Raw genomic sequence first — 14,186 nt, 5'->3', positions numbered from 1 at the left:
CGGATGGCGGAGAAACAGCCCTCGGCGGACCGGCGGCATTCAGCCAATCTCCGGGCACGGCGGGGCGCCGGAACGCCCTCACGCGTTCGGTCCGGGAGGCGTTTCCCGTCTCCCGGACCGATCCACCGCCCGCGGGGATTGGGGCGGCGGTGTCCCCCAGCCCACTGGTTCCAGTACGCAGTGGGCCGACCCACGCAGGACTCATGGAAGCGCTCCCGCTCCTCCGGGGCCAAGAGCGCACGGCCGGGCGCACGGCCACACACCCGGAGCACGAACATCACGACGGGGACTTACGCGCGGACTCGTGTACGGACAACAATCCCGCCATAGGGAAGTCCGCCCCTTAACGGTCGGGATGTGGCGAACTACGCTGGGTTTACGAATGCCGCGCGCCTATGCCGCGACGCGGCGGCCGTCTGTGTGTCGAGGGGTGGCGCATGTCCAGGGAGCTACGCGGGCCGAACGAAAAGCTCGGAACCGTTCTCGCCCTCGCGGGAATCAGCAACGCCGGCCTCGCCCGGCGGGTCAACGACCTGGGGGCGCAGCGCGGGCTGACCCTTCGCTACGACAAGACCTCCGTGGCGCGGTGGGTGTCGAAGGGGATGGTGCCGCAGGGTGCCGCGCCCCATCTCATCGCCGCGGCCATCGGCGCGAAGCTGGGACGGCCTGTCCCACTCCACGAGATCGGCCTGGCGGACGCCGATCCGGCCCCCGAGGTCGGCCTGGCGTTCCCGCGCGACGTGGGCGAGGCGGTGCGCTCCGCCACGGAGTTGTACCGGCTGGACCTGGCGGGCCGCCGGGGGGGCAGCGGGGGTATCTGGCAGTCGCTGGCCGGATCCTTCGCAGTGAGCGCTTACGCGACCCCCGCGTCCCGGTGGCTGATAACACCCGCGGACTCGTCCGTGGCCCGGGATCCGACGGTCGCACGGACGGCGCGGGGAGCGCACGGCGGGTCCGGCGCGCACGGCGTGTCGGCCGGGCAGGGTGCGTCGGCGGCCGGTCACGGGATGTCGGCCGCGCACTCGCTGTCGCCCGGTCACGGGCTGTCGGCCGGCCAGGGCGGGTCCGGTGGCGAGTCCGCCGGGGAGGTCTCCCCCCTGCGGGTGGGCCACAGCGACGTGGCGAAGCTCCGGGAGGCGGCGTCCGACGCCCGGCGCTGGGACTCCAAGTACGGCGGAGGTGACTGGCGTTCCTCCATGGTGCCCGAGTGCCTGCGGGTGGACGCGGCGCCGCTGCTCCTCGGCGCGTACAGCGACGAGGTGGGCCGCGGGCTCTTCGGCGCGACGGCCGAACTGACCAGGCTGGCCGGCTGGATGGCCTTCGACACGGGCCAACAGGAAGCGGCGCAGCGGTACTACATCCAGGCGCTGCGGCTGGCGCGCGCGGCGGCCGACGTGCCGCTGGGCGGGTACGTACTGGCGTCGATGTCGCTCCAGGCGACCTACCGGGGCTTCGCCGACGAGGGCGTGGACCTGGCGCAGGCGGCGCTGGAGCGCAACCGGGGGCTGGCCACGGCCCGGACGATGAGCTTCTTCCGGCTGGTGGAGGCGCGGGCGCACGCGAAGGCGGGCGACGCGGTCGCGGCCGGGGCGGCGCTGAAGGCGGCGGAGGGGTGGCTGGAGCGGTCGCGGGACGGCGACGCGGACCCGGCGTGGCTGGGCTTCTACTCGTACGACCGGTTCGCGGCCGACGCCGCCGAGTGCTACCGCGACCTCAAGGCGCCGCGCCAGGTGCGGCGTTTCACGGAGCAGGCGCTGTCGCGGCCGACGGAGGAGTTCGTACGCTCTCACGGCTTACGCCTGGTGGTGAGCGCGGTCGCGGAGCTGGAGTCGGGCAACCTCGACGCGGCGTGCGCGGCGGGCACCCGGGCGGTGGAGGTGGCGGGGCGCATCTCGTCGGCGCGGACCACGGAGTACGTACGCGATCTGCTGCACCGCCTGGAGCCGTACGGGGACGAGCCGCGCGTCGTCGAGCTGAGGGAGCGTGCGAGGCCGCTGCTGGTCGCCCCGGCGTAGCGCCTCCCGTACGCCCCGGCCGCACGTCCCCGCCGCACGTTCCCCGTGTCCGCCGCCGACGATCCCGGCCGGCCCGCCGACAACACCGTCCGCACGTGGTTTGGCGGCGTTGTCAGCGGGCCAGTGCACTATCGGGGTGGGAGGTGGCACACGATGGACGGACGTGCGGGTTTCGACTGCGACGTGCTGGTGATCGGCGGCGGGATCGTCGGCCTGTCGACGGCGTACGCGATCACGCGCGCCGCTCCGGGCACGCGCGTGGTGGTGCTGGAGAAGGAGGCGGGGCCCGCGCGACACCAGACGGGCCACAACAGCGGGGTGATCCACAGCGGGGTCTACTACCGCCCGGGGTCCCTCAAGGCGCGGTACGCGGTGCGCGGCGCGGCCGAGATGGTCAAGTTCTGCGCGGAGTACGGCATCGCGCACGAGGTCACCGGCAAGCTGATCGTGGCGACGCGGCGCGACGAGCTGCCGCGGCTGCACGCGCTGGTGCAGCGGGGCCGGGAGAACGGGATCCCGGTGCGGGAGCTGGGCCCGGCGCAGATCATGGAGTACGAGCCGCAGGTGCGGGGCCTGGCCGCGATCCATGTCGGTACGACGGGGGTGTGCGACTTCACGGCGGTCGCGGGGCAGCTCGCGGAGTCGGTGCGGGCGGCGGGCGCGGAGGTGCGGTACGGCGCGGAGGTGACGGTCGTCGACCGCCGCGCGTGGGGGGTCGCGGTCCGTACGGGCGCGGGGGAGGTCGTGCGGGCGCGGGCGCTGGTGAACTGCGCGGGGCTCCAGTGCGACCGGGTGGCGCGGCTGGCGGGCGACGACCCGGGGATGCGGATCGTGCCGTTCCGGGGTGAGTACTTCGAGCTGGCGCGGCCCGAGCTGGTGCGGGGGCTGGTCTATCCGGTGCCGGACCCGGCGTTCCCGTTCCTGGGGGTGCACCTGACGCGGTCGGTCGACGGCGGGGTGCACGTGGGGCCGAACGCGGTGCCGGCGCTGGCCCGCGAGGGGTACCGGTGGTCGGACGTACGGCCCGGGGAGGTGGCCGGCACGCTCGGCTGGCCCGGGTCCTGGCGGATCGCCCGCAGGCACTGGCGGTACGGGGCGGGCGAGCTGCACCGCTCGCTGTCGAAGCGCGCGTTCGCGACGGCGGTACGGCGGCTGCTCCCCGCGGTGACGGACGCGGACCTGCGCCCGGCGGCGGCCGGGGTGCGGGCGCAGGCGGTGCTGCGGGACGGCACGCTCGCCGACGACTTCCTGATCCGCCGCGGCGCCCGCACGGTCCACGTACTGAACGCCCCGTCCCCGGCGGCAACGGCGTCACTACCGATCGGCCGCGAGGTGGCGGCACGGGTGCTGGGGGTGCTGGCGGAGGGGTGAGGGCCACGGCCGCGCGGCGCGGGGGCGGGCGGTCGCGGGAGCGGGCCTCGGTCGCGGGCGCGGGTCCGGGGGGCCGGGGCCTCGGTCGCGGGGCGGGCCGGGCGGCGGCTGTCGGCCGGGCCGGATGGCGCGGGCGCGGGGCGGGAGGCGGGCTCGCGGTCGACGGGGCCAGGCCGGGGGGCGCCGTCGCGGGGCCGGGAGGCGGGCCGGGAGGCGGGGCCGGCCAGGCGGGGCCGGGCGGGAGCGGGAGCGGGGCGCGGGAGCGGGAGCGGGGCGCGGGAGCGGGAGCGGGGGTCGGCCGGGCGGGGTCGGAAGGCACGGTCACGGGGCCGGGAGGCGGGGGCGGGCCAGCGGGCTCGCAGTCGCGGGGCCAGGCCGGGGGCGCGGTCACTGAGCCGAGCCAGGCGGGGGCGCGCCCGGGCGGGGCCGCGGTCGCCGGGGCCGGGCGGGGGCGCGCGGGGACTCCGTAGAATCGGGGGCATTGTGGCCGAGCCCGAGAAGACCGAGATGACCCAGATCGCCGAGACCCCCGCCGAGATCCCTGCCGAGGCGTCCGCCAAGACCGGTGCCGAGGCCCCCGCCCGGACGTCCGCGGCGCCCCGTACCGAGATCTCCGCCGAGCACCGTGCCGGGACGCCCGCCGACACCCATGCCGAGGTCCCCGCCGAGACGCGTGCCAGGACCCCCGGCGGGACGCCCGCCGAGCGGGGTACCGGGACCCCCGCCGAGGCGGCCCGGGGCGTCAGCGCCGGGAGCGGCGGGCCCGAGAGCGGTGGCGCCCCAGTCGCCCGGTCCCAGGACAACAGCGCCAAGCGGCTGGCCGCGCATCACGGCACGGTCATGAGCCGGATGTTCCCCAACGGCACCGGCCCCGCCGCCGACCCCGCCGGGTCGCACTTCGAGCGGCGTATCCGCAGCTTCCAGCCGCGCCGCAGCCGGGTCACGGCCGGCCAGGCCGACGCGCTGCGCCGCAAGTGGGCCGCCTGGGGGCTGGACGTCGACGGGCAGCGATCCGTCGACCCGGCCGCGCTGTTCGGCGGGCTGCCCGTCGTCCTGGAGATCGGCTTCGGGATGGGCGAGGCCACCGCGCAGATGGCCGCCGCCGACCCCGGCACCGGGATCCTCGCCGTCGACGTGCACACCCCCGGGCAGGGCAACCTGATCCGTCTCGCGGAGCGGAACGGGCTGTCCAACATCCGGGTGGCCAACGGCGACGCGATCATCCTGCTCAGGGAGATGCTGCCGGCCGCGTCCCTCGACGGGCTGCGCGTCTACTTCCCCGACCCCTGGCCCAAGACCCGGCACCACAAGCGGCGCCTGATCCAGCCGGAGTTCCTCGACCTCGCCGCGCGGCGGCTGCGGCCCGGGGCCGTACTGCACTGCGCGACCGACTGGGAGCCGTACGCGGAACAGATGCTGGAGCTCCTCACGGCCCACCCGGCCTACGAGAACACCCAGGAGGACGGCGGGTACGCGCCCCGCCCCGCCCAGCGGCCGCTGACCCGGTTCGAGGGCCAGGGGCTCGACAAGGGCCACACGGTGCACGACGTGCTGTTCCGCCGGGCGGCCCACCTCCCGGCGAGCACCCCGACGCCAGCCGCCTGACCCCGGCCGCCTGACCCGCGGTGGCCGGTCAGGCGCCGTCGCCGGGCGCCCGTGCCGCTGGTTAGGGTCGACGGGTGTCCGCACCGCCCCCGCCGTACCCCGCGCCCGGCTCCGACCCCGACCCCCACCCCGCCCTGCCGCGCCGCGTGTTCTGGCGCCGCCGTACGTTCTGGGCCCACCGGGCCGTCCGGGCGACCGCCGTGATCACCGCGCTCGCCCTGTGCGGCCTGGTGATCCTCCTGCTCGTCCGGGACCAGACCGGCACCGAGGGCTTCCTCGTCGGCCTCGGCCTCGCCGTCCTGCCCGTACCGCTGCTCATGACGGTCTTCCGCTGGCTGGACCGGGTCGAACCGGGCCCGTGGCGCAACCTGTTGTTCGCGTTCGCCTGGGGCGCCTGCGCCGCCGCCCTGGTGGCGATCCTCGCCAACTCCCTGGCCATCCACTGGATCGCCGCCGCGACCGCCGACCCCCGGGGCGCGGAGTCGCTGGGCGCCACGGTGATAGCGCCGGTCGTCGAGGAGAGCGCGAAGGCCTGCGCGATCCTGCTCATCTTCCTGTTCCGCAGGCGGGAGTTCACCGGGCTGGTGGACGGGGTGGTCGTCGCGGGCTTCTCCGCGACCGGCTTCGCGTTCACCGAGAACATCCTCTACCTCGGCAACGCCTTCGGCGAGGACCAGTACACCGGCGACTCCGGCCTGACCTCCATGACCGTCGCCACCTTCGTCGTACGGATCGTGCTGTCGCCGTTCGCGCACCCGCTCTTCACCGTGCTGACGGGCATCGGCTTCGGGCTGGCGGCGGCCACGGCCCGCCACCGCAGGCTGCGCAGAGCGGTGTTGCCGCTGCTGGGCCTGGTCCTGGCGATGGGCATGCACGCACTGTGGAACGGCTCCGCGTCCCTCTTCGGCCCGTACGGCTTCTACCTGGTCTACGGCGCGTTCATGGTCCCCGTGCTCGGGCTCGTCACCTGGCTGGCGATCTGGAGCAGGCAGCGCGAACTGCGCACGATCTCCGCCGAGTTGCCCGCGTACTCCGCCGCCGGCTGGCTCGTCCCCGCCGCGCCGCACGCGCTCTCCTCGATGCGGGCGCGCACGATGGCACGGGACTTCGCGGGCCGTACGTACGGGGCGCGGGCGGCGAGGACCGTCGGGGAGTACGAGGCGTTCGCGACGTCCCTCGCCTTCCTCCGCCACCGGGCGCAACGGGAGCCGGGCGCGCCGGACTTCGCCGAGCGGGAGCGGGAGCTGCTGCACCACCTGTGGCAGCGCAGGACGATCGCGGGGCCCGCGCTCACGTACGCGGCGCGGGCCACGGGCCGGGTACGGGTGCCGCCGCCGTACGCCGACTACGAGGGCTACAACCCGTACCGCGACTGACCGTCCCCGTACCCCTTCGGGACCCGCGGGGGTACGGGGACGCGCCCGAAGGGCTCGGCGGGGGGACGGAAACGCGCCGGAAGGGCTCGGCGGGGGGACGGAGACCCGCCCGACCGGCATCAGCGGGGGTACGGGGACGCGGGGCTCAGCGGAAACCCGCCCGACCGCCCTCAGGCGGAAGCCGCCGCCAGGTCGGCCAGCTCCTCCGCCGTCAGCTCCAGTCCGGTCGCCGCAAGCAGCACCGGCAGCTGCTCGACGGTCCGCGCGGACGCCAGCGGCGCCACCACGGTGGGCTGGGCCGCGAGCCACGCCAGCGCCACGGTGCCGGCCTCGACACCACGCGCCCCGGCGACCCGGTCCAGCGACGCGAGCACGGCGCGGCCGCGCTCGGTCTCCAGGTGCTTGCCCGCCCCGGCCGCCCGGGGGCTGTCGACCGTGGTCCCGGGACGGTACTTGCCGGTGAGGAAGCCCGCCGCGAGCGAGGAGTACGGCACGGTGGACAGCCCGCGCCCGGCCACGAGGTCCTGGAGCGGGCCCTCGTAGGTGTCGCGGGAGACCAGGTTGTAGCGCGGCTGGAGGACCTCGTACCGGGCCAGGCCCTCACGCTCGGAGAAGTCCAGCGACGCGGTGAGCCGCTCGACGCTGAGGTTGGAGGCGGCTATCGCCCGTACCTTGCCGTCCCTCACCAACTGGTCCAGCGCGGTGATGATCTCCTCGACCGGCACCTCGGGGTCGTCGAAGTGCGTGTAGTAGAGGTCGATGTAGTCCGTACGCAGCCGGCGCAGCGATTCCTCGGCCGCGCCCTTGATGGTGGCCGCCCGCAGGCCCTTGAACCGCGGGTGCGAGCCGACCTTGGTCGCCACGACGACCTCGGAGCGGTTGCCGCGCGCGGCGATCCAGTCGCCGAGGACGGTCTCCGACTCGCCGCCCTGGTGGCCGGGTGCCCAGGAGGAGTACGTGTCGGCGGTGTCCACGAAGTTGCCGCCCACGGCGGCGTACGCGTCGAGGACGGCGAAGGACTGGGCCTCGTCGGAGGTCCAGCCGAAGACGTTGCCGCCGAGGGAGAGGGGGAAGACCCGGAGGTCGGAGGAGCCCAGGGCACGGAGATCTGTCATGAACTCCCCCAACGACGCGGTGGCCGGGGACTATTCCGCCGCCCCCGGCACACAGCGGTCGGTTACGGGTTGAGGCCCTTGCCCTGGAGCCAGGCCATCGGGTCGATGCCCGTGCCGCCCGGGGTGTGGACCTCCAGGTGCAGGTGCGGTCCCGTCACGTTGCCGGTCGCGCCGACGCGGCCGATGACCTCGCCGGTGGCGACCTTCTGGCCGGCGGTGACCGTCATCGAGGACTGGTGGCAGAACCACAGCTCCGTACCGTCGTCCAGCTCCAGCACCGTGCGGTAGCCGTACGAGCCGGACCAGCCGGCCGACTTGACCGTGCCGCTGTGGACGGCCTTGATCGGCGTACCGGTGGGGGCCGCGAAGTCGAGCCCGGTGTGGTAGCCGGAGGACCACATGGAGCCGGCCTGGCCGAAGGTGGAGGTGATCGTGTACGAGACGACGGGAAGGGTGTAGCTCTGGGCCAGCTTGGCCAGGCGCTCCTTCTCGGCCTTGGCGGCCGCCTTGGCCTTGGCCTCGGCCTCCGCCTTCTCCTTCGCTTCCTGGATCTTCTTCTCGGCCTCGGACTGCTGCTTCTTCGCGTCAGCGGCGGCCTTCTCGGCCGCCGCCGTCTGCGCGGCGAGCTTCGTCGTGGCGTCGGCCTCGGCCTGCTGCGCCTCGGCCTGCTGGAGGATCCGGGCCCGCAGCGCCTCGCCGGCGTCGGTGGCGCCCTGCTGGAAGTCGGCGGTGGTCATGCCCGCGGTGGTCAGCGGGTCCGTGGCGAGCGCGCTCGGCTTGGCCTCTTCCGTACCCAGGGATCCGACGCCCGGCAGCGACTTGGCGGCCGGAAGGTTGTCCGTGATGGCATCGGGCAGGGATATGGAGACGGCGGGCTTGTCCTGGGCGGTGGCGATGCCACCCGCGCCGACGGCGGCGAGGACGCCGACGCCGAGGACCGTGGAACTGCGGGCCAGTCCGCGCTGCTTGGCGACGCGGTGCCTGCCTCGTACGGGAGGAAGGACGGACTCCTCGGTGGGGTTCCACTCCCCCCAGGTGCGGTCCGCTTCGCCGCCGAAGGTCGGCGGTTCGAAGGTTTCCGTTTCGAAGGGGGCATCGAGGGCAGGCTTGTTGGACGCCACTGGGGCGCGCTCCTTTCCTTCCTTCTCGCCTACCGGGTTAGCTGACGGGTTCGGAGCAGGAAGGTCTCCTACGGGTGCTCTCGCGGCACAAGGCAGCAAGAAGCTCCCGATTCACCCCAATTGGTGGTTCCCCGGTTCCCTTGCGGGATTCGGCGCGTGCGGCACGGCGCCGTCCTGACGACGGCTGGGACGACCGCGCTGCGTTATCGAACGTTAATAGAGACATGGGCTTTATTCCAAGCTGTTCCGGATGATCGTTAACGAATCCGCAACGGACGTACCGGGACAGATCGAGGCGCAAGCGGGCGAGTTGATCGTCCCGGGAGGGTACTCGGGTGGCCAGAGGTTTCTGATGGGTTGTCAGGCGTTGTGCGGAGCGGTATGCCCCGATCACGGAGCGTGCGGGACGCGGGGTGGGCGGTACGGAACGGCGGCGCCCCCACCGGTGGCCCCGGCCCCCGCGACCCCCTTCCGCAACCCCTTTCCGGACCCCGCCGGCCCCGTCAGGGCACGACCGGCATCGTCCTGCGCCGTTCCGGCTGCCCCTGGGCGGGCCGGCTGACCGCCAGCAGCGCCATGTCGTCCGTGTTCCCGCCACCCGTGTGCACGCGTACGTCCCCGATGAGCGCGTCGAGCATCTCGTCGGGCCCCGGGAAGATCCGGCCGGACAGCCGCTCACGCGCGTCGTAGAAGACGCCCTTCGCGTTGCGCGCCTCGGACAGCCCGTCCGTGTAGAAGAGCAGCGTCGCCCCCGGCGGGAACGGCTCCTCGTCCGCGCGGTCCGGCCACGCCCCCAGCTCGCTCATCCCCAGCGGCAGGGCGTGGTCACCGGGCGCCAGCATCGCCACCGCGCCGTCCCCGTGGGTCAGCAGCGGCTCGGGGTGGCCGCGGTTGACCAGCCGTACCACCGCCTCACCGTTCGGGATCTCGGCCAGTACGGCGGTGGTGAAGCCCTCGAAGACGTCGACGCCGTCCCGGCGCGTCCCCTCCCGCGTCAGCGCGCGCTCCAAGCGCTGCGCGACGCCCTCCAGCGTGCCTTCCTGCTCGGCGGCCTCCCGGAACGCCCCGATGACCACCGCCACCGTCTCGACGGCCTCCAGGCCCTTCCCCCGTACGTCCCCGACCACCAGGCGCACCCCGTGCGGCGTGTCCTGCACGGCGAACAGGTCCCCGCCGATGAACGCGCCCTCCTGCGCCGCCTCGTACCGCGCGGCGATGTGCAGCCCGCCGATCCGGTCGGCGGGTCTGGGCAGCACGGCGCGCTGGGCCGTCTCGGCGATGATGCGGGCGGACGCGAGGCGCTCGCCGCTCAGGCGCACGACCCGGTTGATGCCGAGCGCGAGGACGGAGACGGTGAGCACGGTCAGCAGCTCGGTGATGGCGTCGGCGGTCCCGACCGTGCCGTCGACGAGGCGCAGCACCAGATCGGTGCAGAGCGCGGCGACGCCGGTGAGCAGGGTGCCCAGCGGCGTGAAGAACGGCGCGGCGACCAGGGCCGCGGAGCAGAAGAAGGGGGAGGCGGTGAAGCGGGTGGGGGTCGTGGAGTCGAAGATCACGCCGACGACGATCACGAACGCGGGCAGGTAGCGGACGATCCTGCGTCCGATACGGCCGGGCTCGGCGGTCACGCCCCGGTCGACGAAGCCGCCGTCCGGGATCCGGCCGCCGGCGGCCGCGACCGGAGTGCTGCCGGTCCCGCCCGAGGGGTCGAACCCGCCTTCGAAGCGGGTGCCGAAGCCGGTGGCGGGGCCGGGGGGCCGGGGCGTACCGGAGCCGGCTCCGCCCGCGCGGGCGGGGCCGGGCCCCGGGGCCGCGCCGTCGCTGCCCTTCCCCGGCCTTCTCGGCCCCGGCTTCCTCAGCTTCCCCACCTTGTGGTCTCCTGCCCGGTCCAGCTTCGGCTGCGGTCGGTACCGCGCTCACCCCAGGCTGGTCGCCACCGCGCCGGGCGGCGAGTCGCCATCGACCGAGTGGGCTACGGAACCGATCGCTCCACCACTGCCCCTTCACGGTACGCGGAGGTGCGGGTACGACGAAGGCCCGGATCCACTGGGGATCCGGGCCTTCCATCCTTCTGAGTAGCGGGGGCAGGATTTGAACCTACGACCTCTGGGTTATGAGCCCAGCGAGCTACCGAGCTGCTCCACCCCGCGTCGGTAAACCTGACTCTACGCCATCCGGACCAAGATCATTCCCATTTACGGCTCCCCGCCCACCGCACCGCGTCCCACGAACCGCCCGCACGGGCCCCTCCGGCCCTACGCCGCCTCGACCACATCGGCCCGCACCGCGGCGGCCCACTCCACGAGAAGCCGCTGGTAGCGCTCCTGCTCGGCGGCCGACAACGCGCCACCGGCCCGCGTCCAGAGGGCGCGGATCTCGACGTTGACCACAGCGGCGGAACGCACGGGAGTGCTGGCATCGGAGGATGCGGACGAGGCGAACGATGAAGCCGACATGGAGGTAAGGCTACGGGGGGCCACTGACAATCGGCAGAGCGTGTCCCCCCGAGCGCCTTCCGACACCCTCTAGTCTCCTACCGGTGATTGAAACCATCGTGTTCGACGTCGGCGAGACCCTCGTACGCGACGACCGGCAGTGGGCCTCCTGGGCCGACTGGCTGGGCGTCCCCCGACACACGATCTCCGCCCTGGTGGGTGTCATGACCGCGCAGAACAGCGACGCCGAAGACGCCCTGCGGCTGATCAAACCCGGCATGGACATCGGCGAGGCGTACCGCGCCAGGGAGACCGCGGGCCGCGGCGAACACCTCGACGAGTCGGACCTCTACCCGGACGTACGGCCCGCCCTCGCCGGCCTGCGGGCGCTCGGCGTCCGGGTCGTCCTCGCCGGGAACCAGACCGCCCGCGCCCTGGAACTGCTGCGCCGCCTGGACCTCCCGACCGACCTCGTCACCGGCTCGGGCGACTGGGACGCGGCCAAGCCGACCGAGGAGTTCTTCGCGCGTGTCGTGGAGGTGGCCGAGGCCCCGGCCGAGCGGACGCTGTACGTGGGCGACCATCCCGCGTACGACCTGTTCCCGGCCCGCGCGGCGGGCCTGCGCACGGCCCATCTGCGGCGCGGCCCGTGGGGCTACCGGTGGGCGGACGACCCGGACGTGGTCGCGGCGGCGGACTGGCGGGTCGACAACCTGACGCAGCTCGTCCCGATCGTGCGGACGGCGCGCGCGACGGGGTGAGGCCGGGGCGCCAGGGGGCCGCTCACCCCGCCGCGTACTCGTGTGCCTGACCGCCCTGCCACTCCACCCAGGCGGGATCGTCGAGGAGATCCCACGCGTCGGGCAGGCCGGCCAGGCGCAGGAACTCGACCAGATGGTCGTCCGAGTGCGCGAGCCCCATGATGCGCCCGCGGACGGTGACCCGCCGGCCGCCTGTCCCGGACGCCCGGTGTACGACGATCGGTGCGTCATTCATACGGCCAAGAGTGCGACGATCTCGCCCGGATCGCAGCATCGGACGGTCACTTCTTTGCCCGCCCCGGACCCCGCCCCCGGACAAACCCACCCCGACCACCCACCGGGCCGGCGCACGGCGTCCTGCGGGCGCGGACCTGCGGGCGACCACGACGGTGGGGAGGGCGGTGGGCCGTGTGGGACTCGAACCCACAACCAACGGATTAAAAGTCCGATGCTCTGCCAATTGAGCTAACGGCCCCACGGGCCGAAGACCCGGCGCGACCTCCCCGAACCGCCCGGGGCATCCCCGGACCACCCGAGCATAGCCAGCGGCGGGGCTGGTGCGTGGCCGGGGAACCACGAGGCGGATCATGACCTCTGTAGTGTCACAGCATTTTCGGCCACGATGCTCGGTCGTCCGGGGTTACGAGGAAGCTCGATGAGGCTCTGCTTTCTGGTGGAGGAGCAGTACCGCTACGACGGCATGCCCGTCGAGGTGATCTCCCAACTCGTCTCATGGGGGCACCGGGTGGACGTCCTGCGCCCCGGCAGTTCGCTGCTGTCGCTGTCCGACGTGGTACGGGCGGGCAGCCACGACGCCTGGGTGCTGAAGACGGTCTCGGGCGGCCCGGGCCTGTCGCTCCTGGAGGCCGCCGCCGGGGTCGGACTGACAACGGTCAACGACGCGCGGGCGATCCGGGGTGTCCGGGACAAGGCGGTGGCGGCGGCGGTCGGCCGCAGCCGGGGGCTCCCCCTGCCGGTGACGTACGGGGCGGCGCACCCGGACGCGCTCGCCGATATCCCGTCCTCCGCCTACCCGTTGGTGGTCAAGCCGGCCGACGGAAGCTCGGGCCGGGCGGTACGGCTCGTACCGTCACCGGAGCGCATGATCGAGATACGGGCGGAACTGGCCGGGGACGGCATGCTGATAGCGCAGCCGTACATACCGAACTCGGGCACGGACCTCAAGGTGTACTGCGTCGGGGGCGAGTTGTACGCCACCGAGCGCAACTCCCCGCTCCACCCGGACCGCACGACCAAGGAGCGGCGCGTGCCGCTGTCGGCGGAGGTGGCCGGAATCGTCGCCGAGGTCGGGGCGGTCTACGGACTGGACCTGTACGGCGTGGACGTCCTCCTCGGCCCGGACGGCCCGGTGGTGGTCGACGTGAACGACTTCCCGAGCTTCCGCCAGGTACCGGACGCGGCGGCGCGGGTGGGCAGAGCGATCCTGAACCTGGCGCGTACGGGAAGCACCCTCCCCCGGCCCCCGCTCCCCCACCCCTCCCCGATCCCGGCGGCGGCCGGCGACGGCAGGTGAACGCGCGCCCATGAAGATCTGCTTCCTCACCGCACGCCCGGACCACCCCCTGCTGGCAGCCACGGAAAAGCTCCTGGCACCCACACACGAGGTAACCCACCAACCCCCACCCCCAACCCTCTCCCCCCCAACCCTCTCCCCCTCCTCCCCCTTGGCGGACGTCTACCTCCTGAAGTCCCGCACACCCGAGGCGCTCGCCCTGGCCCGCGCGTACGAGGAACGCGGCGCGCGCGTCCTCAACTCCGCCGCGGCGACGGAGTTGTGCCAGGACCGCACGGCGATGGCGGCCCTCGCCCTACAGGCAGGCCTCCCCTTCGCCCGGACCCACACCCCGGGCACCCTCACCCACCTGACGTCCCTCCCGGCCCTCCCCTTCCCCCACCCCCTGGTGGTGAAGAGCCGCCACAGCCGCCGCGACGACCTCGTGGCCCGGGCCGACACCCCCGCCCAACTCCGCGCCCTGGCGGCCGACTGGCCCGACGAACCAGTGGTGATCCAGCAGTTCACCCCCAACAGCGGCTGGGACCACAAACTCTGGGTGATAGCCGACCAGGTCTTCGCGGCCAACCGCCGCTCGGAACTCTCCGACACCCCCACCACCCCACCCCCACCCCCACTCACCCCCACCGACCTCCCCCCGTCCTGGCTCACCCTGGTCAGAACGGTCGGCAAGGTCTTCGCCCTGGACGTCTACGGCGTCGACGTGATCACCACCCCCACGGGCACCCCCCTGATCGTCGACATCAACGCCTTCCCCGGCATAAGAAACCAACCAGGCGCCCCCGAAGCCCTCGCCACCCTCGCCCTCCGCGCGGCAGAAGGCTGACCTGCGCGTGGTGTACGCCGCATCACC

General features: G+C 73.8%; 12 protein-coding genes, 2 tRNA genes and 1 riboswitch. Of the genes, 7 read left to right on the top strand and 7 right to left on the bottom strand.

What is annotated here, in order from left to right:
• Positions 1–437: 437 nt before the first annotated feature.
• The 4 genes from HA039_RS18300 to HA039_RS18285 all read left to right on the top strand — a co-directional run bounded on the left by HA039_RS18300 (position 438) and on the right by HA039_RS18285 (position 6,367).
• Entirely contained in the window at positions 438–2,015 is a 1,578-nt protein-coding gene (locus HA039_RS18300; protein ID WP_167030942.1) for an NsdA family TPR-like regulatory protein, read from the top strand.
• A gap of 153 nt (positions 2,016–2,168) precedes the next feature.
• Complete coding sequence (gene lhgO / locus HA039_RS18295; RefSeq protein WP_167030939.1) at positions 2,169–3,386, top strand: L-2-hydroxyglutarate oxidase; 1,218 nt, start codon at positions 2,169–2,171, stop codon at positions 3,384–3,386.
• Positions 3,387–4,226: 840 nt separating this feature from the next.
• A complete protein-coding gene (gene trmB / locus HA039_RS18290) occupies positions 4,227–4,991 on the top strand; it encodes a tRNA (guanosine(46)-N7)-methyltransferase TrmB (protein WP_167037046.1) in 765 nt (254 codons plus the stop codon).
• A 74-nt stretch (positions 4,992–5,065) separates the two neighbouring features.
• Positions 5,066–6,367 carry a PrsW family intramembrane metalloprotease gene (locus HA039_RS18285; protein ID WP_167030936.1) on the top strand — a complete coding sequence of 434 codons (1,302 nt, stop codon included), beginning with the start codon at positions 5,066–5,068 and terminating at the stop codon, positions 6,365–6,367.
• Positions 6,368–6,537: 170 nt separating this feature from the next.
• Here the strand turns inward: HA039_RS18285 and HA039_RS18280 are convergent, their stop codons facing one another.
• The 5 genes from HA039_RS18280 to HA039_RS18260 form a co-directional block, all read right to left on the bottom strand.
• Positions 6,538–7,482: an aldo/keto reductase gene (locus HA039_RS18280; protein WP_167030933.1), complete on the bottom strand. Its 945-nt coding sequence runs from the start codon at positions 7,480–7,482 to the stop codon at positions 6,538–6,540.
• 62 nt (positions 7,483–7,544) lie between these two features.
• Positions 7,545–8,603, bottom strand: a complete 1,059-nt coding sequence (locus HA039_RS18275) for a M23 family metallopeptidase (protein ID WP_167030930.1) — start codon at positions 8,601–8,603, stop codon at positions 7,545–7,547.
• A gap of 11 nt (positions 8,604–8,614) precedes the next feature.
• Positions 8,615–8,768: riboswitch (cyclic di-AMP (ydaO/yuaA leader) on the bottom strand.
• 338 nt (positions 8,769–9,106) lie between these two features.
• The gene (locus tag HA039_RS18270) at positions 9,107–10,261 is read right to left on the bottom strand and encodes a PP2C family protein-serine/threonine phosphatase (protein WP_208298815.1); all 1,155 of its coding nucleotides are present in this window, start codon (positions 10,259–10,261) and stop codon (positions 9,107–9,109) included.
• Between the two features lie 418 nt (positions 10,262–10,679).
• Positions 10,680–10,753, bottom strand: a tRNA-Met gene (locus HA039_RS18265).
• Positions 10,754–10,858: 105 nt separating this feature from the next.
• The gene (locus tag HA039_RS18260; RefSeq protein ID WP_167030926.1) at positions 10,859–11,059 is read right to left on the bottom strand and encodes a hypothetical protein; all 201 of its coding nucleotides are present in this window, start codon (positions 11,057–11,059) and stop codon (positions 10,859–10,861) included.
• A gap of 86 nt (positions 11,060–11,145) precedes the next feature.
• Here HA039_RS18260 and HA039_RS18255 point away from each other — a divergent pair, with 86 nt between their 5' ends.
• Entirely contained in the window at positions 11,146–11,799 is a 654-nt protein-coding gene (locus HA039_RS18255) for an HAD family hydrolase (protein WP_167037040.1), read from the top strand.
• Positions 11,800–11,821: 22 nt separating this feature from the next.
• On the opposite strand, the gene HA039_RS18250 is transcribed toward HA039_RS18255, so the two are convergent.
• Positions 11,822–12,034 carry a hypothetical protein gene (locus HA039_RS18250; RefSeq protein WP_167030924.1) on the bottom strand — a complete coding sequence of 71 codons (213 nt, stop codon included), beginning with the start codon at positions 12,032–12,034 and terminating at the stop codon, positions 11,822–11,824.
• A 167-nt stretch (positions 12,035–12,201) separates the two neighbouring features.
• Positions 12,202–12,274: transfer RNA gene (locus HA039_RS18245), tRNA-Lys, on the bottom strand.
• 180 nt (positions 12,275–12,454) lie between these two features.
• On the opposite strand from HA039_RS18245, the gene HA039_RS18240 reads away from it, so the two are divergent.
• Both HA039_RS18240 and HA039_RS18235 read left to right on the top strand, forming a co-directional pair.
• Positions 12,455–13,333, top strand: coding sequence for an ATP-grasp domain-containing protein (locus HA039_RS18240; protein ID WP_167030921.1), 879 nt, complete (start codon positions 12,455–12,457; stop codon positions 13,331–13,333).
• A 10-nt stretch (positions 13,334–13,343) separates the two neighbouring features.
• A complete protein-coding gene (locus HA039_RS18235) occupies positions 13,344–14,159 on the top strand; it encodes an ATP-grasp domain-containing protein (RefSeq protein WP_167030918.1) in 816 nt (271 codons plus the stop codon).
• Positions 14,160–14,186 lie beyond the last annotated feature (27 nt).

It is taken from the genome of Streptomyces liangshanensis, from assembly GCF_011694815.1.
Lineage (GTDB): Bacteria > Actinomycetota > Actinomycetes > Streptomycetales > Streptomycetaceae > Streptomyces > Streptomyces liangshanensis.
Note: the sequence above shows the minus strand (reverse complement) of the source record. Positions and strands in the feature narration are given on the sequence as shown.